Annotated in this window: 20 protein-coding genes; 6 read left to right on the forward strand and 14 right to left on the reverse strand. The window is 40.9% G+C overall.

The window, feature by feature from the left end:
• Positions 1–5: 5 nt before the first annotated feature.
• Together chrA and Q4486_RS03145 are read right to left on the reverse strand one after the other, a co-directional pair.
• Positions 6–1,178: a chromate efflux transporter gene (gene chrA, locus Q4486_RS03140; protein WP_303415451.1), complete on the reverse strand. Its 1,173-nt coding sequence runs from the start codon at positions 1,176–1,178 to the stop codon at positions 6–8.
• A gap of 143 nt (positions 1,179–1,321) precedes the next feature.
• The gene (locus tag Q4486_RS03145; RefSeq protein WP_303415450.1) at positions 1,322–2,578 is read right to left on the reverse strand and encodes a glycosyltransferase; all 1,257 of its coding nucleotides are present in this window, start codon (positions 2,576–2,578) and stop codon (positions 1,322–1,324) included.
• A gap of 109 nt (positions 2,579–2,687) precedes the next feature.
• On the opposite strand from Q4486_RS03145, the gene Q4486_RS03150 reads away from it, so the two are divergent.
• Positions 2,688–3,221 carry a DinB family protein gene (locus Q4486_RS03150; protein WP_303518251.1) on the forward strand — a complete coding sequence of 178 codons (534 nt, stop codon included), beginning with the start codon at positions 2,688–2,690 and terminating at the stop codon, positions 3,219–3,221.
• 68 nt (positions 3,222–3,289) lie between these two features.
• Positions 3,290–4,387, forward strand: a complete 1,098-nt coding sequence (locus tag Q4486_RS03155) for a DUF1835 domain-containing protein (protein WP_303518253.1) — start codon at positions 3,290–3,292, stop codon at positions 4,385–4,387.
• Between the two features lie 415 nt (positions 4,388–4,802).
• On the opposite strand, the gene Q4486_RS03160 is transcribed toward Q4486_RS03155, so the two are convergent.
• Positions 4,803–5,831: a GGDEF domain-containing protein gene (locus Q4486_RS03160; protein WP_303518254.1), complete on the reverse strand. Its 1,029-nt coding sequence runs from the start codon at positions 5,829–5,831 to the stop codon at positions 4,803–4,805.
• A 366-nt stretch (positions 5,832–6,197) separates the two neighbouring features.
• Here Q4486_RS03160 and Q4486_RS03165 point away from each other — a divergent pair, with 366 nt between their 5' ends.
• Positions 6,198–7,847: a SulP family inorganic anion transporter gene (locus Q4486_RS03165; protein ID WP_303415446.1), complete on the forward strand. Its 1,650-nt coding sequence runs from the start codon at positions 6,198–6,200 to the stop codon at positions 7,845–7,847.
• Here the strand turns inward: Q4486_RS03165 and Q4486_RS03170 are convergent.
• Positions 7,823–8,443 carry a YigZ family protein gene (locus Q4486_RS03170; protein WP_303415445.1) on the reverse strand — a complete coding sequence of 207 codons (621 nt, stop codon included), beginning with the start codon at positions 8,441–8,443 and terminating at the stop codon, positions 7,823–7,825. The genes Q4486_RS03165 and Q4486_RS03170 overlap by 25 nt on opposite strands.
• Positions 8,440–9,618 carry a cation diffusion facilitator family transporter gene (locus tag Q4486_RS03175; protein ID WP_303415444.1) on the reverse strand — a complete coding sequence of 393 codons (1,179 nt, stop codon included), beginning with the start codon at positions 9,616–9,618 and terminating at the stop codon, positions 8,440–8,442. Before Q4486_RS03175 ends, Q4486_RS03170 begins: the two co-directional genes overlap by 4 nt.
• A gap of 538 nt (positions 9,619–10,156) precedes the next feature.
• On the opposite strand from Q4486_RS03175, the gene Q4486_RS03180 reads away from it, so the two are divergent.
• Positions 10,157–11,038 carry a bile acid:sodium symporter family protein gene (locus Q4486_RS03180; RefSeq protein ID WP_303518256.1) on the forward strand — a complete coding sequence of 294 codons (882 nt, stop codon included), beginning with the start codon at positions 10,157–10,159 and terminating at the stop codon, positions 11,036–11,038.
• 28 nt (positions 11,039–11,066) lie between these two features.
• On the opposite strand, the gene queE is transcribed toward Q4486_RS03180, so the two are convergent.
• Positions 11,067–11,699, reverse strand: a complete 633-nt coding sequence (queE, locus tag Q4486_RS03185; protein ID WP_303415440.1) for a 7-carboxy-7-deazaguanine synthase — start codon at positions 11,697–11,699, stop codon at positions 11,067–11,069.
• Positions 11,700–11,813: 114 nt separating this feature from the next.
• On the opposite strand from queE, the gene Q4486_RS03190 reads away from it, so the two are divergent.
• The gene (locus tag Q4486_RS03190) at positions 11,814–12,323 is read left to right on the forward strand and encodes a DUF3087 family protein (RefSeq protein ID WP_303518259.1); all 510 of its coding nucleotides are present in this window, start codon (positions 11,814–11,816) and stop codon (positions 12,321–12,323) included.
• A gap of 175 nt (positions 12,324–12,498) precedes the next feature.
• Positions 12,499–13,137, forward strand: coding sequence for a rhodanese-like domain-containing protein (locus Q4486_RS03195; protein WP_303415436.1), 639 nt, complete (start codon positions 12,499–12,501; stop codon positions 13,135–13,137).
• Positions 13,138–13,171: 34 nt separating this feature from the next.
• Here Q4486_RS03195 and Q4486_RS03200 read toward each other — a convergent pair whose 3' ends face one another.
• From Q4486_RS03200 to hemN, 8 genes are all read right to left on the reverse strand, one after another.
• A complete protein-coding gene (locus tag Q4486_RS03200) occupies positions 13,172–13,630 on the reverse strand; it encodes a hypothetical protein (protein WP_303415435.1) in 459 nt (152 codons plus the stop codon).
• Positions 13,631–13,840: 210 nt separating this feature from the next.
• Positions 13,841–14,812 carry an SLAC1 anion channel family protein gene (locus Q4486_RS03205; protein WP_303415433.1) on the reverse strand — a complete coding sequence of 324 codons (972 nt, stop codon included), beginning with the start codon at positions 14,810–14,812 and terminating at the stop codon, positions 13,841–13,843.
• Between the two features lie 120 nt (positions 14,813–14,932).
• Entirely contained in the window at positions 14,933–15,847 is a 915-nt protein-coding gene (gene rdgC / locus Q4486_RS03210; RefSeq protein WP_303518261.1) for a recombination-associated protein RdgC, read from the reverse strand.
• A 104-nt stretch (positions 15,848–15,951) separates the two neighbouring features.
• Positions 15,952–16,422 (reverse strand): thioredoxin fold domain-containing protein, encoded by a 471-nt coding sequence (locus Q4486_RS03215; RefSeq protein ID WP_303415429.1) that lies wholly within the window; start codon positions 16,420–16,422, stop codon positions 15,952–15,954.
• A gap of 40 nt (positions 16,423–16,462) precedes the next feature.
• On the reverse strand, positions 16,463–17,344 hold the full coding sequence (locus tag Q4486_RS03220) for an alpha/beta hydrolase (RefSeq protein WP_303518262.1): 882 nt from the start codon (positions 17,342–17,344) through the stop codon (positions 16,463–16,465).
• Positions 17,345–17,445: 101 nt separating this feature from the next.
• Positions 17,446–17,988, reverse strand: coding sequence for an adenine phosphoribosyltransferase (locus Q4486_RS03225; RefSeq protein WP_067863821.1), 543 nt, complete (start codon positions 17,986–17,988; stop codon positions 17,446–17,448).
• Positions 17,989–18,148: 160 nt separating this feature from the next.
• Positions 18,149–18,943 (reverse strand): fumarate/nitrate reduction transcriptional regulator Fnr, encoded by a 795-nt coding sequence (gene fnr / locus Q4486_RS03230; protein ID WP_303415414.1) that lies wholly within the window; start codon positions 18,941–18,943, stop codon positions 18,149–18,151.
• A 72-nt stretch (positions 18,944–19,015) separates the two neighbouring features.
• A complete protein-coding gene (gene hemN / locus Q4486_RS03235; RefSeq protein WP_303518264.1) occupies positions 19,016–20,404 on the reverse strand; it encodes an oxygen-independent coproporphyrinogen III oxidase in 1,389 nt (462 codons plus the stop codon).
• Between the last annotated feature and the right edge of the window lie 57 nt (positions 20,405–20,461).

Genomic DNA, 20,461 nt, shown 5'->3' on the forward strand with positions numbered 1-20,461 from the left:
GATTATTAAAGCAGAAAACCAAGGCCGATAAAGCTTAAAACAAATAGCAGTATAGGTGGCTTAAACTGTCTTAATATAAAGAATGCGATAAGCGCGATGGCAAAGTCGATATTAGATTGTACTGCGCTTATGAAAATAGGTTGATATAAGGCAGATAGCAGCAGCCCAACTACAGCCGCATTAACGCCCCAGATTGCCCCAGCAACCCTAGGTTGTTTAGCTAATGATTCCCACGTATTTTGTAGACTTAATACCAGCAATAAACCCGGTAGGAAGATAGATAGTGTTGCGACTAAGGCTCCTATTAAGCTTGCATTAGGAGTCAGTTCTGCACCTAAAAATGTAGCTAATGTAAACATCGGCCCCGGTACTGCTTGAGCGGCGGCATAACCGGCAATAAAACGGTCGTTATCAATATGTTCTAACGACTGTTGTAGCAAAGGGAGTACTACATGTCCGCCACCAAAAACTAAACTACCCGTTTGGTAAAAGGATGCAGCAAGGGCTACCCAATCAGAAATATAAGCGAGAGGAGGTAAAATTAGGAACAAGCTAATAAAGAGGATAAAGGGAGGCTTAGCGAGTATAGATTTTACTGTAGATGTAGAATTTTTCTGTATGTTTAGAGCAGTGTTTTCTATATGGGATTGGTGTCTGGATTCTACTACGCCATACACTGCCGCCCCCATTAATACAGCCATCTGTGTCCAAATATTAGGTAGTATTAACAGGGCGGCTGCACTAAGTATAGCGATACAAAGCGAACGTTTTTCTTTACAAAAGCTACGTTGCATATTCAGTGTTGCATCGGCGACTATAACAACGGCCAATAATTTTAAGCTGTGGATTAGGCCATTGACTCCACTGCTGCCTTCGCCGAATTGAGTAGTGGCAATAAAATAGATAATTAGAAAAGAGGGTAGTGTGAAACCGACAAAAGCAGCAATGCCTCCTGCTATACCTGCGCGTTTTAATCCGATAGCAAAACCCACTTGGCTTGATCCAGGGCCGGGTAAAAACTGGCTTAGGGCGATAAGTTGGGCATAAGCTTCCTGTTCAAGCCATTTTAGATCTTGGACAAATGTTTTTTGGAAATACCCCAAGTGAGCTGCTGGGCCACCAAAACTAGTGCAACCTAGCAGAAGAAAACGCCAGAATACCTCCAAAATTTTAGACATTTATATCCTGTTACCTATGCTGATTAGTCACTAATTGACTATTTTCGAATAAAGCGCATCACTGCAAATATTGCAGAATAAGGTAGAGATATGAAAATTATATGACAACTCTAAGCCTTAGTTGTTGAGTGGGATATGTTAACTTATTCAATCTGTTTGTTTTTAGCCTCAATCCATTGGGACATGTATTGAGTACTTTTCATGCTGTGGTGCATTAGCATTGAGCCAGTGAAGTTTTGGAGTCTGTGAGTTTGTACGTTGTCGAGTAAGGCTAAGATTTTTTGAATCAGAGCGGGGCCTGTTTTACTGCCGTCATATAAAGCCGTTAAAATTGGTCTCGCTGCTTGTTTTGCCAACAACCAATTATCAGGTTCACTATAAAGCGTCACACAGGCGTTGATAAACTCTTCATCATTCTTGGCGATTTCTCCCGGCCAGCTATAATTTGGAGCCATACCTTCCGCGCCAATATCTGTTGTTATTGAGGGTGTCTCGCATACCATTGCGTCTAAAAGTTTGCCTTTAATGCCAGCACCAAATCGTAAGGGAGCTAAGCATAAGCGTGCTTTTTGTATCACGTCGTAAGCATCATCTGCCCAGCCTTTGATTAGAAAACCGCTTTTAGGATTGTGTAGTGCAGTTGCCTTTGGTGGCGGATAGGATCCGTAAATATGTAGTTCTATGTTCGGTAGCCCTTTCTCTTTTAATCGTTTTCTAATCTCTGGCCACAAGGTTTGTATATATAGAACAGAATCCCAGTTAGGGGCATGACGGAAGTTGCCGATCATCATCATATGTTGTCGATCCTCATAGGAGGCAAGCTGTTTGGGGAGATGATTAAGGTCAAGCATAAAAGGGAGGTGATGAATTTGTGAAGCGGGCATTTGAAACTGTTTTTGGAGCAGCTCTATCTCATAGCTGGAGATGATTAATGAAAGGTCTGAACGATAGATCGCGGCTATTTCACGTTTTGCGATATCAGAGTATAGGTCACTTAACTGCATCTCTCTTGCTTGTTTTACTGCTTGATGGCGGGCATTTCGTAAACACTGCAGATCTTCTGTATCTAAAATACGCAGAGCATTTGGGCAGTTTTTTTCGACTCGCCATCCAAACTGTTCTTCCATCATAAAGCGGTCAAACATAACAATATCTGGTTGTAGTTCATGGATGGTTTGATCGAAGCGACTATCATTTAATGTAATCGATAAGGTATCTATTCCCTCATCTTTTAAGTCGACCATATGATCTGTTACTTGTGCAGGGCTGGCAAATATCACCTGCCAGGCTTGACGTTTAAATAGACGCAACAGGGATAACATATGGCTACCGGCTGCAGATGATTTAGGTTCCGGCCAGACGTATCCAATAACTAGAACTTTGAGTGGAGATGCCTGCATGAGAAATACCTATAGAAAAAATTAACTGAGCTATTTTACCTAGCCAAGGTGGAGAATCTACAAGTTGTCATGTTCGCCTGTTTAAATAGATACAAATAAAGGAGGGAATATGACACTGAAAGATCATTTTGAGTTAATGGCTCGTTATAACCAGTGGATGAACGAAAGTATTTATGAAGCTGCAAGTGAATTGGAGCCATCTTTGCTATCAGCGGATCAGGGTGCTTTTTTTCATTCTATTTTAGGCACACTTAATCATATTTTGGTTGGCGATATTATATGGTTGAAACGGTTTGCTGAGCATCCGTCCCATTTTAAGGCGTTAGAAGCAGTTAAGCTAATAGCTAATCCAGACACGTTAGATACATTACTGTACTCCGACTTTAATGAGTTAAGGGACGCACGTTATGTGTTGGATATGGCGCTTATTGATCTATGTGATCAGGTAGAAGTTTATGACCTTGCTTATCCATTAGCCTATTTCAATATGCATGGGAATAAATTCGAAAAACGGTTTGGCTATCTACTACAACATTTCTTTAATCATCAAACCCATCATCGTGGTCAAGTGACCACATTATTGAGTCAAAATGGAGTTGATTTAGCAACCACTGATCTATTAGCTATCATTCCTGAGGCTTGATAGGGTAAAAGTTGTTCCTCTCCAATGATGTGGGTTGTGGAGCAGAACGATGGGCTAATGGAGTAAAGATGAAGTTACATATTACAAATGGTGATTGTGCTGGCGATATGCTTAATCGCTCAGAACGGATACAGGGTGATGTACTTTGTTGGAAAGATCTATTACATGATGGTCCGGTTCTCGCGCTTCCATACGAAGCATACAGTAAGGCGCGTACCACTTATTTGATGAGTCTACTTAAGAGCGCAGAGTATTCGGGCGAGATCACTGAACAGATGATTGCAGCTGACTTTGTTGCTCGGAAAAATCGATTAGACAATATTGAAGTCTATGATGAAGTTGTATTGTGGTTTGAGCATGATTTATACGATCAACTACAGCTGCTAGAGATCTGTCATCGCCTTCTTAATCTTGGATTAGCAACGCCTCCGTTATCAATTATCTGTATTGATCGCCATCCTGAGGTCCCTTATTTTTATGGCTTAGGTAATCTGACACTTGAGATGATGGAAGAGTTGTTTGATCAACGCGTTCCTTTATCACAGCGCCATCTTATAGTGGCAGATACTATTTGGAATTTTTTTACTGCCCCATCGCCTGAAAACTTGGCGAGTGTTGCACAAACCGAAATAGCTGAGTGGCCTTTTATGGCGGCAGCACTACGTCGATTTTGTCTTGAATATCCATCTATAGAAACGGGCTTAACTTTAACGCAAACTTATCTACTTTTGACCTTATTGCGTGCCCCTGATGAATTACCTGCCTTGGAATATACTTTAAAACAGTCGGAACTGAAGGGTTTGCTGCCTGAAGGGACTAGTGCTACTGAACGGTATTATGAGGTTCTCTCTGGGCCGGCAACATTTAGGCGGGTTTTTAATCACCTGCAACAGTTAGAAGCGGCTCCTTTTATGGGAGACCTCTCTGTTCGTTCCGAACTTAACCGCTTGATGAATGCCGATCTACCTTATATTAGTAAGTGTCTAGTTAATGGTGAGGAGGTTTTTTCGCTGACGGTTGCTGGGGCGGAAGCGCTTCAAGGCAACAAACAGTGGCAAGGGGGCAATCCAAGTGATTTCTGGCGTGGTGGAGTGCATTTAACCTCAGAAGCGTACTGGTTGTGGGATGAGCACTTAAAACAGTTCAATGTCTCAGCCTATGATTAGCCCAGCCCAGTAGGGAACCGCCTAGTTTCTTTTTTCGCGCTCTTGGTAAATTCAAATAATCTCGTTGTTGAGTTACTTAGATAATTCTTATCTTCAAAAGTAGATATGACGTGAAGGTGTAATGCTTTATTTTGTTGGCTTGTAAATGGATGTTGATAGCGTAAAACTATTTTTTATAGTCTTGTTATGAGGTTTAGTTGGTTCTAGATAAGGTTTGGGGAAATCACTTATATCAGGAAATTTAATAGTTTTTAGTATCTGATTAGGCTTTTGAATGGTTATATAGCAGGGGTGTGGGTGGTAGGGATTTTATGAGGGAATAGGAAAGATTTCAGGCCCGGACTGCGTTCGGGCCTTACTTTCTTTCTTGTTCCAGCAAGCAGGTTTTAGCAATTAGATCTTAGGCAGCGTCTCTTTAATTTGCGCATTTTACTTGGTTGCGACCACTGTCTTTGGCTTTATAAAGCGCTTTATCTGTACGGTCTATCAATTGTTCAGCGGTTTCCCCATGTTTAAACTGAGAAACCCCAAAAGATGCCGTAATCGAGCTGATAATTTCTCCCGATTTCTTTTGTTTAATTCTAATTGCTTGAATTTTTTCGCGTACCTTTTCTGCAATTTCGCTTGCAGAATCTATGTCAACTCCAGGCATCAAGACGGCAAACTCTTCACCACCATAACGTACTGGGAGCATAGGTTCAGGGCATACATCTTTTAGAAGTTTACCTACATATTGCAACACTTTATCGCCCATCAGGTGTCCATAGGTATCGTTAAAATTCTTGAAGTGATCGATATCTACCAAAATGAATGATGAGATAAGGTTGTGATTTGTGTTGCTGACGAGTTGCGCTAGTTCAGAGTCAAATACCCGACGGTTGAATAGATTGGTCAGTGGATCAACACGAGCATCTTGCCTTGTTTTATTTAGCTCTTCTTTGAGTGCTTGGATCTCTATTTGAGCCGCATACATTCGTTCTTGAAATAGGCGTGCGGTGTCTCCAATAGATTTAGTATGTGTTGATAGCGCATGAATAATTGAATCTAGGGGTAGGCTTGCTTCGCCATCCTCTTGTTGCTGAAGTGTGACTAAACTCTCTTCTAATACGGTATTAAAATTGGCCGTTTTTTCAGCTGTGTGGCCAGCATCTTCATAGAGGTTGTTAATTAAGCTGATTAAACTTGCTTGAATATCTTCAGCACCGTTGATCTCATCCTTGATCATATGCTCACGAAAAAGTTGTTCGCTGAGCATGGTAGGGCAAGTGCCGTAGGTTGTAAGTGTTTTGTCTAACTGAACATTCAATTCTGGTAGACGGTCACTCACATAGGTGTACCACAACGCATAATTGAGTGGATTGGGGGGGATGTTGTGCTTAACCATCAATGGGATGGCCTGACGTAGATATTCAGCAGCTTGGTTATTGTTTTCAGCGAATTTCATACTACCTCAATCGCTTAGATATAGTTGAACGAATGTTGCTTTGAAACAGGCTTTCTGTGAAATAATCTAGAAAGGTCGTTCCTTCATTACCCGGTAACTCTAAAACAAGCGTTTTAATTTATAAACAGTTTATTAAATAAATATTTAATTACAGTCACTTAAAGCTATGTTTCTTGTATCGGCAGAAGTCCTTTAATCTTCAATGAAATATCTTTTTTCTTGATTTATATTCATCGTCCAATATAAGTTTGATCGATTATTGATCTGATGGGTCTATAGGTAGGTGGCGCCTTTGGCCTTATAAAGATAAGGTTTCTTGCTACACTGTTTTGAGTATTAGTCATTTTATAAGGAGGGATTCTCTTTATGGCGCTGCTTCGTGGTATTCATTTTCGTAATATACGAGGAGATGTTTTTGGGGGTATTACTGCTGCAGTGGTTGCGCTCCCTCTAGCGCTAGCCTTCGGTGTTTCTTCTGGTGCAGGGCCTATAGCCGGTATTTACGGCGCTATTTTTGTTGGTTTTTTTGCGTCTTTATTTGGTGGAACTCCAGCTCAAGTGTCGGGGCCAACGGGGCCGATGACTGTTGTTATGGCGGCAGTTTTTACTCAGTTTAGTGCTATTGATCCGGTACAGGGGCCTATTTTGGCCTTTACTGTTGTGCTAATGAGTGGTTTTTTTCAAGTGCTCTTCGGGCTGTTTAGGCTGGGTAAGTATATTACCTTGATGCCATTTCCTGTGATATCCGGTTTTATGAGTGGTATTGGGGTTATCATTATCATCTTAGAATTAGCGCCGCTATTAGGACATAGTGGTGAGTCATCGGTGATTGCCTCATTGCAAATGCTGCCAGCAAATATTTTATCTTATCAGGCTTCGGCTCTACTGCTTGGTGTATTAACGCTGTTGATTGTTTTTTTATGCCCAAAATCAATAGCGAAAATTATCCCGTCACCCTTAATCGCTTTGTGCTTAGGTACACTGATTTATGTCACTTTATTACCTGAAGGCAGTGTGCCTGTTATTGGTAGTATCCCTTCAGGTTTACCTGAATTTATCTTTCCAAGTATTGATTTTGCACTTCTTGAAGATATGTTGCTGGCTGCAATTATGCTGGCGGCTTTAGGCTCGATTGATTCTTTATTAACCTCATTAGTGGCAGATAATATAGTTAAAGAGCAGCATGATTCCGATCGCGAGCTGATTGGTCAGGGTGTTGGTAATATGATGGCGGGGCTTTTTGGTGGGTTACCTGGTGCGGGGGCGACAATGCGAACCGTCATTAATATTCGTGCCGGAGGGCAAACACCTCTTTCTGGAGCTGTTCATGCCATTGTGCTTCTTCTTATTGTTTTGGGGGCGGGTTCTTTAGCGGAAGATATTCCTCACGCAGTGCTTGCTGGAATTCTAATTAAGGTTGGCATTGATATCATTGATTGGAATTTTCTTAAGCGGCTTCATCGAGCGCCCGTTTTTGTTGTTGTGTTGATGCTTTTAGTATTCGGGCTGACGGTTTTTGTTGATCTTGTTACTGCCGTCATTATTGGTGTCTTTATAGCGAATGTCATTACGATTAAGCATCTATCGGATATTCAGATTGATTCCATTCGAGTTGTTGCAGATCAACCTGATGATATTGATCAATTAAGCCCAAGAGAAAAAGAGATTCTTGTTAGCGCGGGAGGAAAAATCCTGCTTTATCATTTAGAGGGGCCAATAAGTTATGCTTCTGTGAAAGGGATGACAAAGAAATTAACGAATAGTCAGCCCCATGATGCCCTAATGTTTGATTTTACGTCAGTCCCTTTGATTGATGTGTCTACCGCAATGGCGATTGAAAATATTATGGTTGAAGCGTTAACGGCTAATCGAAGCGTGTATATGATTGGTATTAATGGGCCGGTTCGCAGTGTGCTTTCTAAAATGCAGATACTTAACCGCTTAGCTGATGAGTGTTTGTTTGATAAGCGGATAGATGCGTTAGAAGCGGCTTACCAACGCATCACCTTATCTTGATAATGTATTTGGTGTTGGTAGGGAATAAGTTGCTGTCTTAATTCGGCCAGTTGTTGGTCGCTTGCTTGGCCGGTGAGTAGCAACTCTTCATTCCAGTTGCGAGACAGTACTTCTGCGTGGCATTTCATGAGTAGTGTTTCAATACTACCGACTAAAGCGTGGGGTAGGGTTAAAGTAAAACGAAATTTATCTACTTTTTCTAATGTAGGTAATGTTTTTAAGGCTTCTTGGACGGCTAAGCTGTAAGCTCTGACAATCCCTCCAGCACCGAGCTTAATACCACCAAAATAACGTGTTACTACGATGCTGATCTCACAAAGCTCTGTGTGACTAAGAACGTTGAGCATTGGTTTTCCTGCAGTGCCTTTAGGTTCACCATCATCACTACTTCCCCAGCAGTTTAAGTCCGATCTAGGTCCTGCAATCTGCGCCCAGCAGTTATGATTTGCTTTGCTATGCTCTTGTCGTATGCCATCTAAAAAGGCTTTAGCGCTCTCTAGGTTAGGTGTATGGCCTATATGGGTAATGAAACGACTATGTTTTACTTCAATCTCTGATTGATACAGCGCTTGTGCGGGGATCTGCTGTTGATTCATCGCTCCAACCCTGTAGCTAAAAATATATGGCCTAGCCAATCTTGGGGAAGCTCTAGTTCTGCTAATGATTTTTTAAGCCCCGCAATTATCTGTTCTGAACTATTATCCGGTAGGGTTAATGGTTGATGTTTAGGCGCAGATAAGAGTATTTCTAGATTGACTTTGTTTTTGTAGTAATGAAGTGACAGGCGATAAAGGTTTACCTCTTTATCTAGAGATTGCAGGTACTGTTGAATGCATGGCTCGATATCGTCGCGCATCGGTAATAATTGGTTACTATGTAACTTTTCATGCTCTTCATCATCGTAGGTATCTATGTGGTAGATGATATGAGCGATATCCCCATTGTCATATAGCTTCATGCATGCGGCATCACCAATAAAGTGGCCTTCAGAGGCGCTAATGAAAGGGGAGACTTGAATGTGCATTTCTAACAAGCTTTTATTCCCCATCGCTCGGGTTTTAAAACTATGGACACTGATAATTCCTTTAACTGACATAACTTGGCTTTTATACTTATCAACCTGCTCTGGGGGTAAGGCTGAGCCAACCAGCTCTTGAAAACTTTTCCAACTAAGACTCCATCCAATTTTAGCAACCATTAATGCTACGGCTATAGCAGCCACAGAGTCGAGCCAAGTGATCCCTGACATTGCCCCTGCAACACCGATAAAAACTACAACGGATGAAATTGCATCTGTTCGACTATGCCAAGCATTTGCAATTAGGAGATCAGATCCTATTTTACGGCCAATTCTAACTGTATATTGATAGATCCACTCTTTTAAAATAATGGAGAGTAAAGCAGCGGCTAATGCGGGCCATTCGGGAATAGGTAAGGTTTCATTACTCAGTAAATTGAGAGTACTGTCGTATGCCATAGCGCCTGCGACAGCAATCAAAATACTCCCTAAGAGTGCAGTACCAACCGTTTCAAAATACCCATGCCCCCAAGGATGGTTTTCATCTGGTCCTTTATGAGAGATTCTTAAAATTACGATGACTATAAGGTCAGTAAATAGATCGGATAAAGAATGGATGCCATCAGCGATTAAGGCGGATGAGTGCGAGACAAGGCCAACGCCTATTTTTAGTAGACCTAAGAGCGTATCGATTAACGCTCCGATGATGGTGACTTTATTTGCGGCTTTTAGCTGTGCCGTATCTCGTTGCATTATTTGTCCATTTTAACTCAGAGGGTGAAGATCAAAGATAGCTTTATCTTAGCAGTTTTATTGTTTTCGATAAGCAAGAAGTAAAGGTAGATAGGTTATTTGTAGTTATTGAAGGTTATTTGAATGCTTTGTTTGAAATTGCCGGATAATGCTAGCTATTTAGGGGTGTTTAGGCGAATCATTGTTTTATTGAAAATATACCTTTTACACTGTTAATTTGTGTAACTCATTAATGTCTCTCCTATACATATTTTAAAACCTTAAATTACAGTATTGACATATTTAACATGTTGATATTAAAGAGGTAATTTGTTATTGATCAAAAAATGATCAGTTTGACGGAGCGCCTTATTTAATAGGCGTTTCATGACGTTTTAAATAAATAACTCACAAAGTTATCCACAGCGTATGTGGGTAGCCTTTGCTATCCCTTATATCATCAGTGTTTGAGTTTTATTGGGTATAAAAAATTGCCTTTTATGTTGTATGAAAACCAACAAAAACTTAGTATCGTTTTATTAAAAATTTAGGATTGAATATGGAACATGGAATAGCCGTACAGCTGGTTTTACCTCTAGCACTTTTTACTATTATGCTGGGTGTTGGAATGTCTTTGCGGGTGCCTGAGTTTTCGCTGCTTTGGCGTCAACCTAACGTTGTCTTCGTTGGGGTTTTATCTCAACTTTTGTTATTACCTTTATTAGGTTTTGTTGTTGTCAGTGCTTTTGATCTCCCTGCGGCCCTAGCTGTCGGTATTATGGTGTTAACTTTTGCACCTGGGGGAGCGACATCTAATATGATTACTTATCTGTCACGGGGAGATACAGCTCTGTCTGTTTGTCTAACAGCTATCTCTGGTTTGATTACACCCATTAGTATGCCGATTTTAACGGCCTTAGCCGTCAGTTACTGGATGGGTGAACAAGCGGCGATAGAGTTTCCCATTGTTCTTACAATGGTCAAGTTGATGGTGATCTCTGTGCTTCCCGCTTTATTGGGCGCCTTAGTTCATCATCGCTGGCCTGCTTTTTGTCTGCGCATTGAGCGCTATGTTAAAGCGTTAGCAGGTCTTTTTCTGGTGTTGGTTGTTTTCGGTATAGTAAAAACGAACTGGGAGCAGTTACCCGCGTTAACTTTTCAGTTAGGGCCGAGCGTACTTGTACTCGTTTCTTTAGCTATGTTTTTAGGTTATTGGATTGCTCGTCAGATGCGACTTAATACAGAGCAAGGTATTAGTTTAGCTGTAGAGGTAGGTATTCAAAACGCGGCGATAGCCTTGTTAATAACGGGGGGGATTTTACATAATTCGGAGATGGCTGCCAGTGCGCTTATTTATGGCGTTCTGATGAATATTCCCGCTTTTATATTAATCGCTTACCGTTTTTATACATCTAGGCAGATATTTAACCGTACAGTGTAGCGACCTAGTTCCAACCAATACCTTAGTTTCAATCAATACCTAAGGTTTTATGGCTTTGAAGACTCAGTTTCCACCGTGGGTTCTTTAAGCAGAAGTTGATAATATCTTGAGTGTGGATAGGGCGGGTTGGACTATCTAAAGGCTGTAGATAAAATTCTCTGAAATCCATCTCTTCAAACTGTTCAGGTCGGGCAAGTTGCTGAGGGTAAACTAGCTTTAATTCATCACCAGAAGTGATTATTACCTTGGCATCGGCTTTTGGACTGACACAGACCCAGTCAATGTTGTTTGGAAGAGGTTTTGTTCCGTTGGTTTCTATGGCAATAATAAAACCATGCTGGTGGCAGGTATCGACCAAGTTTTGATCGAGCTGGAGAGCAGGTTCTCCACCAGTAAAAATAATATAAGGTGGAATATGACTGTCTTTAGGCCAAAAAGAGCTTAGAAACGTACAGAGATCATCGGCAGTTTTGAATTTTCCACCGTTTTGACCATCAGTTCCGATGAAGTCAGTATCGCAGAAATTACAGACAGCTGTTTGCCTGTCTTGTTCGCGACCGGACCATAAATTACAGCCGCTAAAACGACAAAAGATTGATGCGCGTCCACTTTGTGCACCTTCGCCTTGCAAACTATAGAAAATCTCTTTTACGGAATACATTAGATTATGTTAGAAAGGGCCTTTATTTTAAAGGCGCTAAGTCTACACTGGCAGATTTTGACTGCAAGTTAATTTCATTCATCATCATATAATTAGGTTTAATAGGGTAGTTACGTGGAACTTAAACAGATAGATAAAACGATTTATAAGAAAAAACAGCGTAAGGTTGCGCTGATTTTGTGTCTGATCTTTGCGCTGATTGCTTTAGGATTAAGTGCTTTATTACGTAACTATTTTGGGAACCCAGAACAAGCAAACACCATGATCAATTTAATAGGTGTTTTAACAGGCGCTTTAATTACGATCGGTGTTTTTTCTAGATTTGTTGGGCGTCCTTATTATGATGAACTTCGTTATGCATGGAACCTTAAGCGTCAAGCTTTGAAAATACAGAATCATCGTCATCGCTGGGAAGTGTTGCTTGATGAAGGTGATAAGACTGCCGCTATTGTATTGGCTTTTTATTATAAGGCTACGTTACAAATTCAGAGTCTTGAAGGGAATGATTTTGGTTTTCATGACACTGAAAAACGGGAAGCTAAATTTTTAGATCAATGTCAGCAAAAAGGTTTAGAAGCGGATCCTCATTTATATACGATTGATATGTTACTCACCCTAAAATAGAGAGGTTTATCTCGTTTCTATTTTATAAAGGTGTCGTTTTATATTTGTTCTTAGCGATAAATCGTCCATCAGTTTATTCTAATGTCTTATATTAGAGTTAATGACTATTAGTAGGCTTTTGTGCAAAAATCGTTATAACTATACCGAATAAACTTATAATAATAGAGGTTTCGACATGTTAAAGCACACAGTGGGTCGTTTTGCGTTAGTGGCGGCATTGATCTCATCTCCCCATGTAATAGCTGAAGGAGGCAAGGCGATGATAGCGCCGGGTCTTGTGTCTTTTACTGTTCAGCATGATGGTGAGCCTATTGAGGTTATGCGTAATCAAGATCCTAATAATACGATTAATGAGCTTTATAACACGACCTTTCGAGGTATGCCTCAGCCAATAAGACCTTTTGAGCCTTATGATGTTGAAACTATTGGCGAACGTGAATTTGTTGATTATATGCAACAGGCGGAAACTGATGAGAATATCTTAATTGTAGATACTCGCACCGTTGGTTGGCATTATCGTTTAACGATTCCAGGCAGCATGAATGTTCCTTATACCGTAATGGAAGAAGAGGAAACAGCGGCGGATGCTTTGGAAGAGTTTGGCGCAGTTAAAAAAGAAGATGGTAGCTTTGATTATAGCCAAGCTAAGACATTAGCAATGTTTTGTAATGGTTATTGGTGTGGACAAACGCCAGCCTTAATTCGAGCAATGCTAGAAGCTGACTATCCAGCAGAAAAGCTGAAGTATTATCGTGGTGGAATGCAAGCCTGGACAAGCCTAGGTCTGACTACTGTAGGCGATGGGGTAGAGTAGAGTATTCATAGGAAAGCCTACAGGGTAGGTTTTCCTAACTTATCACTTGTCCTCTATAAACTAAGCCTGATTTTTTTCTTTCAGCTTTAGGTTTATCTTTCTTTCGTTCGACTACTTGTCCCCTATAGATAACGGTATTCACTTCCTCAGCTATCTCATCAGGCTCTTCAATGGGGGCTTGTTCGGTTTCAATGATTTCCTCAGAATAGCCTATCTTTTCTAATAGATGTAATGCAGCCTCAGGTTGTAAGCTTTCTGCAATGGGGAAAAGCAGGTCTGGAGTAAAGGAGCAGCGCAGGTTTTGGCTGTTGACTAAAGTGTTGAATGCTTCTTCGTTATTTAGTCCGCAATAATTTAATCCAATTAATGCACCTTGATTGATAACAATTTGCCCAGAACGGTTTGATTCGGAAGCAATGAAAACGGTACCCGTGAGTTTTTCCCGGCATACTTTCAATAATGTATTTTCTAAAGAGAGTGGAACATTTGTCATTGTAAATGGCCCATAAGCTATAGACCTTGTAATCAAAAGCATGAATTACGCCAAAAACATTAACCTTTTGATTTTTAATGACTTAAATTTTTTTAACGCTTATTTTTGTTCCATTATGGTGACGATTGGTTCGTTGTGATTTTTTTTAGTGCATTTTTCTGTCTGGAAACAGGTCAATAAAAGGGGCGAGGTGGGAGCGCCCCCTTTGGTTTATTCAGGAAGGCATATTTCGTTGCGGATTATCGCCAGTATTGTACGAATAAAAAGTATGCTGATGACCACTGAAGATAAAGTAAGTAATACAATAGCTATATATTGGAAAAATGGAGATGGATTGTGTTGATACATCACCAATGTTGCTATTGTTGAGGCGGCTAAAGGGAAAGAATACGCCCACCAAGACATGTAAAATTTTATTTTACTGAATCTAGGTAGTTGTGTGAAAAGCAGTAATACTAAGAACATCGATGTATAAAATAAGATACGCGAAAAGTTGTCTAGATCAGCGTTTAATTTCATGTATGAGATAAAACCTACCGCTGGGGGAGCGATTAAGATAAATAGGGTAGGGAGCAGCTTTTGTGGTAGCGGCTCATGGAAGAACATACGGTTAAAAATGAGAGTCTTTAAAATAATCCAGTAAATAAACCCAATTGAAAAAAAGAACCAGCTTAACTCTATAAAACCATGCTCAACACCGGCAATGGGAATCAGGATATTACCGACAACAGGTATGAACCATGCTGGGGTTGAATGTTCGATTTTAAATTTTGGATGGTGAATCCATTGGCTTAAAGCATGGATGGTAAAACCTAAGTGTATAGTGACACCTGTTCCCCATAAATATAATGAGAGCTCCTTAGATACATGTAGAGTTGCGATACTCATTAAAATAAGACTAATGGAAAACGCAGGGAAAAAACTCATTTTGATGGGATGTTGATACTCTTCTACAACAGCGTTTGGGTATTTTTTTGCTTTTAATGTATAAGTGATAACAATCAGTAGTAGTACTGACGCACTTAGAATAAGGAGTGCCTGAGCAATCACGTCAGTAAAACCAAAAACGACAGAGGCTTTATCCCAAGCGAGGGTAAGCCCTGTTAATCCCATTACTACAGAGAAAAAAGCTGCAGGAAAAAATTGTAGTTTAGGTAAGTTCTGTTCAGGGCTATTTTGCATGTCTCTAACCATCATTAAATTAGAATATTCTAATATTATAATTATTTTTAAGAATTAAAGCCAAGTTTTTCTGTACACCTTTTCCCAGTCATTAAGTATGGCTGGGAAGCAGCGATTAGTTTAGGGTCTCTTTGCTTCACCACCAAAGGCCTTAATAATCGCAGGGAACAGTTTGGCAAACTCTAAGCCCATTTGAACCATATCTGCATCAAATTGAGCGACTTCATCTTCAGCGGCCTCATCGGACATTTTATCTTGTAGTTGGTCACTGAGTTTAAGGCGTTTGATTGAGAGATCATCTTGTAGCAGGATTTTCAGATGTTCATCCCATTCAAGGGCAAGTTTAACTACTCGTTTACCTGCTTCAAGGTGGGCAACAAACTCTTCATCTTCCAGTTGTTGACCTTTAATTCGAATAACACCGCCTTCAAGGACATTATCGCGTAACTCGCATTCATCTAACACTTCAAAGCCTTCAGGTATGCTAGTGTCACTTTCTAACCAAGTGGACATAACGGCTGATGGTGATTGCTGCACATCAGGAAGTACTATAGGTAGACTACCTAGCGTTCCACGTAGGTGGCTTAGTAGCTCTTCAGCACGTTTGTGGCTAGAAGAATCAACAGCAATCCAGCCTAAGCTAGGAAGTATAATTGCACTGGTTTGTTGGAACTTACTGAAAGCGCGGGGTAGGAGGTCAAGCACAACTTCATCTTTTAGTTGGTCTTTCTCTTTTTTATAAACTTTACGTGCTTGGTCGCGCTCAATAACGGCAACCTTTTCACCAACGGCTTCTTTGATAACGGCGCCGGGTAGGATCTTTTCCTCTTTGCGGGTAGCCACCATAAACATGCCGTGTACTTGGTGAGCGAGTAGATCTTCTGTTAAATGGCAAGGTGAAACCCAGCCATAACGGCTCAATTCTTGGCTTTTACAAGGTGTAAATGTTTGTTCCAAGAGCTTTTCTTGTAACTGTTCCTGTGTGTATTCGAAGGGTTCAGTTAAACGATAAAAGATGACATTCTTAAACCACATAGCAGCTCCTGATAGAAAAAAGGCAGTGCATAGTAGCAAGAAATGTTGTGGATGGAAGAGGAAATTATAGGTTTATGACGAAATTAATTATCTAAATAGGGTGCTTAGGGATTTATTTTTTTAAAAGCTGTATTAAGGGACTTATCGACATAGTATCCGTAGAGATCTAAGGTGTTGATGCCGACCATCTTTTCTGCAATTTCCTCACCTTTATTGTTGAGAAAAAGCAGTGTTGGGGTTGCCCATGCATTGTACCGTTGAGCAAATGTATTAGCGCCTACCTGTTGCCCGTTAAAATCTTTAATGCTACCTCCTGTATTAATTTCAAGCTCGCTAAAGAGCGTAGTGCTCTCATAATGACCACTTAAAAGCATTGGATGGATGATCTCTTCGGTAATAAGAAGACAGTAGTTACAATTAGGTTGCGAGACTAAGAGCATCACAACTTTTTCCTGACCTGATGAATTTCTACCAGTCTCTACATAGGCTTGCTGTAAGTCTTTTGTTCTCGGTATTTCCACAGCCCAGATCGCTTGGCTGATTATTAAACAAAAGATCGGTAGTAATCTAAACATGTAAATTCCGGCGTTTATTCTCAGCGTAGGGGCTGAGTGTTTATAGTTGTTCGATGAATTCTAAACTATGTTCAGTAACTTCATCCATATAAAGGTCGCGAAAGAAGTGATCAGCTCCCTCAATTTGAATGCTTTGTACCGCATCGTTGTTTAAAGTTTCCAATTTTTCAAATAGATCGGCAACAATAGTATCTTCACTGCCACTGAAGACTAGTGTTGGCAGTGTAGTTTTAGATAATAGCGTGGGAGTATCAAGGCGTGGGTTAGCTTGATAGTAGTTTACAAAGCTTGAAGCGGCTACTTGCGTATCTTCACAGTAGATAAAATCTGTATTGGTAAGCATGTTATCTGGGGCTAATTGAATAGCTTTTTCTAGCTGATCTGGCAGTGAGTGTTGGTAGCGTTTGTTGTAACTCGCTGCTTCATATTGTTCCGACCAAGTTTGCGGAGCAATTAAAATTTGTCCTTTTATAACAGGGTCTGAGTGTGTATCCGCATACCAAGCTGTTTGATTCCCTCCCCGGGAGTGGGCGGCTAATATTATCGATTGGCTACCTTGTGTTTTAAGCCAGTCCACCCAAGCAGCTATTTCAGGAATTGCATCGGTATGTTTATGGGTGTGAGGAGTTTTACAGTCGTACATACCATGCCGATTATCCAGGCCTAAACTTAAATTGATAGCTAGGCTACTCATGCCTTCATCAGCCAGTAGCTCTTGCCATGTGGCAATGATCTCCATGCCATTGTGGGCGAGTGTGCCGTGGGTGATGAGAAGTATATTGTTAAAACCGTTCTCTTCTGTCAGGTGCAGGTTGGCATTTAAGTCGAGATGCTTATATTTTAGTGTGATCTCTTCTGCATATAGGTTGCTGGAGTTAAGAAGGCTGCTAGCAAGGAATAGGGCGATAATAATACGGAGCATAGAAATACCTAAACGGCTTGTTCGTCAATTAAGTTATAATGATATTCTTAAAAGAAATATGCAAGCCGTTTCAGTATTCTATTAGAGGTCACTTGTAGTGTTTAAAGGCCTTCGTAGGCTAGAAGCGTATGTACTGGGACACCTGCATCTTGGATTTTACTGGAACCTTGAAGATCAGGTAGGTCAATGAGTGCAGCGGCTTCTGATACTGATGCTCCCAATTTTTTGATAATGCTGCAGGCCGCAAGTATTGTTCCGCCTGTAGCGATTAAATCGTCAAAAACTAAAACTTTGTCTCCAGAAGTAACTGCATCAACCTGCATTTCAACGGTCGCTGTGCCATATTCCAGCTTATATTCTTGTTCGATTGTTTGGCCTGGAAGCTTCCCTTTTTTACGGACGAGAACTAAGGGAATATTTAGATGGTAGGAGATAATAGAGCCGATCAAAAAGCCTCTGGCATCAATGCAGGCGATATGAGTAATATCACTATCAACATAACGCTGAATAAAAGCGTCAGAGATCATGCGCAATGCTTTCGGGTCTTTAAATAGGGGGGTTATGTCACGGAACTGTACGCCAGGTTCAGGCCAGTCAGGGATGGTTCGAATAACTGACTTCACATAACATTCGTCGTATGACATTAAAAACTCCTTGGAAACTGCTTGTTGATTTGGCTCAATGCATTTTAGGGGAGATAAAGGTCTAATGAACCCGTTGGGTTACACATTGAGATGGCTACTTTTTGTGCGACTGACGAGCACCGGTAGTCAATATGCCGGTGCTCTTTTATTTTATCGATCTTTAGCAGTGGCCGTTTTTACCACATTGAGCACTTACTGGTTCAGTCGCATCACTTTCTATAATCTCTCCAGATAATCTGTAGAGTTGCTCTATATCTTCTATATGAACCTCTTTACCTTCAACGCGCAGTAAATTAGCTTTTTGGAAACGTGTGAAAATACGGCTGACAGTTTCTACGGCTAAGCCTAAGTAATTACCAATCTCATTACGTGACATGGATAGACGGAAGCTTGTTTCAGAATAGCCTCTTGCTTTAAAGCGTTGCGATATTTTCACCAAGAATGTTGCTACACGCTCTTCTGCATTTTTCTTTGATAAAAGAAGCATCATCTGTTGCTCTTCGCGAATCTCTTTACTCATAGTGCGTAAAAGCTGGCGGCGTAGTTCCGGAAGCTGCCCCGACAGATCGTCGAGACGCTCAAATGGAATTTCACAAACGGTTGTAGTTTCTAGTACTTTTGCTGAGACAGGGTATTCGTTGCAATCAAATCCGCTCATGCCAACAAGTTCACCTGGAAAATAGAATCCAGTGATCTGTTCTTCACCTTCATTTGTGATGGTGTAGGTTTTAACGGTCCCTGCTCGAATCGCATACACGTCAGTGAACTCGGAACCTTGGTTAAATAGGTGCTCCCCTTTTTTTAATGGTCGGCTTTTATCGATAATCCTATCTAACCGTTCCATCTCTGTCATATTAAGCGAAACGGGGAGACATAATGAGCTAAGACTACAAGTGTTACAGCTAACCTGCTGCAAACTGCGCAGCTTCCCTTCGTTTGTCTTGTTATCACTCATAATACATTCCTGTTGTCGTTATAATCGAGTGGCTACATTTTGATTATGTAATATTTCTGTAAATACGGAAAGTTAAATAATCCGTGAGAATCGCTGTGAGCTAAGGTCTTTTGGTATATAAGCATCAAAAGCCATGCATATTCTGCGAATTAGTAACCGACCGGCGGGTGATACGGTAATGCGTTTTGTGTCCATTTGAATAAGACCATCGGTGGTAAAAGCGCTTAGCTCTTGCTGGGCATCGGCAAAGTACTGATCGAATTGGATACCGAAGCGCTGCTCTATTGGTGCTTTTTCTAATTCGAAATGGCAAATAAGATGAGTGATGACATGGCGTCGGATAATGTCATCTTGGGTTAAGCTTACGCCGCGTTTAATTGCATGTTTTTCGCTTTCTACTGTATCTGTATAAGCTTGCATCTCATGCTGGTTTTGATAGTACACAGAACCAATTTGACTAATGGCAGATACCCCCATGGCAACTAAGTCACATTCAGAATGTGTTGTGTAGCCTTGGAAATTTCTGTGTAGTTTTCCCGTGTTTTGCGCAATAGCTAATTCATCATCAGGTTTAGCAAAGTGGTCCATGCCTATATAGACATAACCGGCATTGAGTAGTTTACTGATAGTTGATTCTAGAATAGCAAGTTTCGTCTCTGGGCTAGGTAGTGTTGATTCATCGATGTGACGCTGTGGCCTAAAACGATCTGGCAGGTGAGCATAATTAAATACAGAGAGTCTATCTGGGTTCATCTCAATAACGGTATCTAATGTCTCGTTAAAGCCATCAAATGTTTGATAGGGCAAGCCATAAATAAGATCAAGGTTAAGTGAGCGGAAGCCTTGGCGGCGAGCTTCTTCTAAAATGGCAGAAGTTTGTTCAACCGATTGCACACGGTTAACAGCTTCTTGCACTTTAGGGTCTATATCTTGTAAACCTAAGCTAATGCGATTAAAACCGATCTCTCTTAATACTTGGATTGTTTCTTCAGTGGCTTCTCTTGGATCTATCTCAATAGAGTAATCGCCGGAGTCATCATCTAGTAGATTAAAATTAGCCCGCATCTGCTGCATTAACTCTCTCATCTGCTCATGGCTAATGAAAGTAGGCGTACCGCCGCCCCAGTGAAGCTGAGTGACCTGACGGTCATTACTATACCATTTGGAAAGCTGAGCCATCTCTTTATACAGGGTATCCAAATAGGGCTGTGCTTTCTTACGATTTCGTGTAATGACCTTATTGCAGGCACAGTAGTAGCAGACGTGTGCGCAAAATGGGATGTGCACATAAAGAGAGAGTGGCGCATTTAAGTCGGCAGAGTTCTGTCCTGTTGTCACTAAATCCGAGGAAGATAGTTCAGGATCGAACTGAACGGCTGTTGGGTAAGATGTATAGCGTGGACCTGAAAGGTCGTATCGCTTGATTAGATCTAAGTCCCATTTTATCAGGTTGCTATCCACGAATGTTTCCCTCGTTATCTCGACTGCTGCCATCACTGACAGTAAATAATCTATTAG

The organism is Neptuniibacter sp. 2_MG-2023, from assembly GCF_030547495.1.
Lineage (GTDB): Bacteria > Pseudomonadota > Gammaproteobacteria > Pseudomonadales > Balneatricaceae > Neptuniibacter.

Excerpts from the sequence above, each read along its gene's own strand:
- Q4486_RS03220 (WP_303518262.1), bottom strand. The coding sequence starts at position 17,344 with ATGCTCCGTATTATTATCGCCCTATTCCTTGCTAGCAGCCTTCTTAAC.
- Q4486_RS03205 (WP_303415433.1), bottom strand. The coding sequence starts at position 14,812 with ATGCAAAATAGCCCTGAACAGAACTTACCTAAACTACAATTTTTTCCT.
- Q4486_RS03180 (WP_303518256.1), top strand. The coding sequence starts at position 10,157 with ATGGAACATGGAATAGCCGTACAGCTGGTTTTACCTCTAGCACTTTTT.
- fnr (WP_303415414.1), bottom strand. The coding sequence starts at position 18,943 with ATGAGTGATAACAAGACAAACGAAGGGAAGCTGCGCAGTTTGCAGCAG.
- Q4486_RS03215 (WP_303415429.1), bottom strand. The coding sequence starts at position 16,422 with ATGTTTAGATTACTACCGATCTTTTGTTTAATAATCAGCCAAGCGATC.
- Q4486_RS03195 (WP_303415436.1), top strand. The coding sequence starts at position 12,499 with ATGTTAAAGCACACAGTGGGTCGTTTTGCGTTAGTGGCGGCATTGATC.
- Q4486_RS03200 (WP_303415435.1), bottom strand. The coding sequence starts at position 13,630 with ATGACAAATGTTCCACTCTCTTTAGAAAATACATTATTGAAAGTATGC.
- Q4486_RS03150 (WP_303518251.1), top strand. The coding sequence starts at position 2,688 with ATGACACTGAAAGATCATTTTGAGTTAATGGCTCGTTATAACCAGTGG.
- Q4486_RS03225 (WP_067863821.1), bottom strand. The coding sequence starts at position 17,988 with ATGTCATACGACGAATGTTATGTGAAGTCAGTTATTCGAACCATCCCT.
- chrA (WP_303415451.1), bottom strand. The coding sequence starts at position 1,178 with ATGTCTAAAATTTTGGAGGTATTCTGGCGTTTTCTTCTGCTAGGTTGC.
- rdgC (WP_303518261.1), bottom strand. The coding sequence starts at position 15,847 with ATGTGGTTTAAGAATGTCATCTTTTATCGTTTAACTGAACCCTTCGAA.
- Q4486_RS03145 (WP_303415450.1), bottom strand. The coding sequence starts at position 2,578 with ATGCAGGCATCTCCACTCAAAGTTCTAGTTATTGGATACGTCTGGCCG.
- Q4486_RS03165 (WP_303415446.1), top strand. The coding sequence starts at position 6,198 with ATGGCGCTGCTTCGTGGTATTCATTTTCGTAATATACGAGGAGATGTT.
- Q4486_RS03175 (WP_303415444.1), bottom strand. The coding sequence starts at position 9,618 with ATGCAACGAGATACGGCACAGCTAAAAGCCGCAAATAAAGTCACCATC.
- Q4486_RS03170 (WP_303415445.1), bottom strand. The coding sequence starts at position 8,443 with ATGAATCAACAGCAGATCCCCGCACAAGCGCTGTATCAATCAGAGATT.
- Q4486_RS03155 (WP_303518253.1), top strand. The coding sequence starts at position 3,290 with ATGAAGTTACATATTACAAATGGTGATTGTGCTGGCGATATGCTTAAT.
- Q4486_RS03160 (WP_303518254.1), bottom strand. The coding sequence starts at position 5,831 with ATGAAATTCGCTGAAAACAATAACCAAGCTGCTGAATATCTACGTCAG.
- queE (WP_303415440.1), bottom strand. The coding sequence starts at position 11,699 with ATGTATTCCGTAAAAGAGATTTTCTATAGTTTGCAAGGCGAAGGTGCA.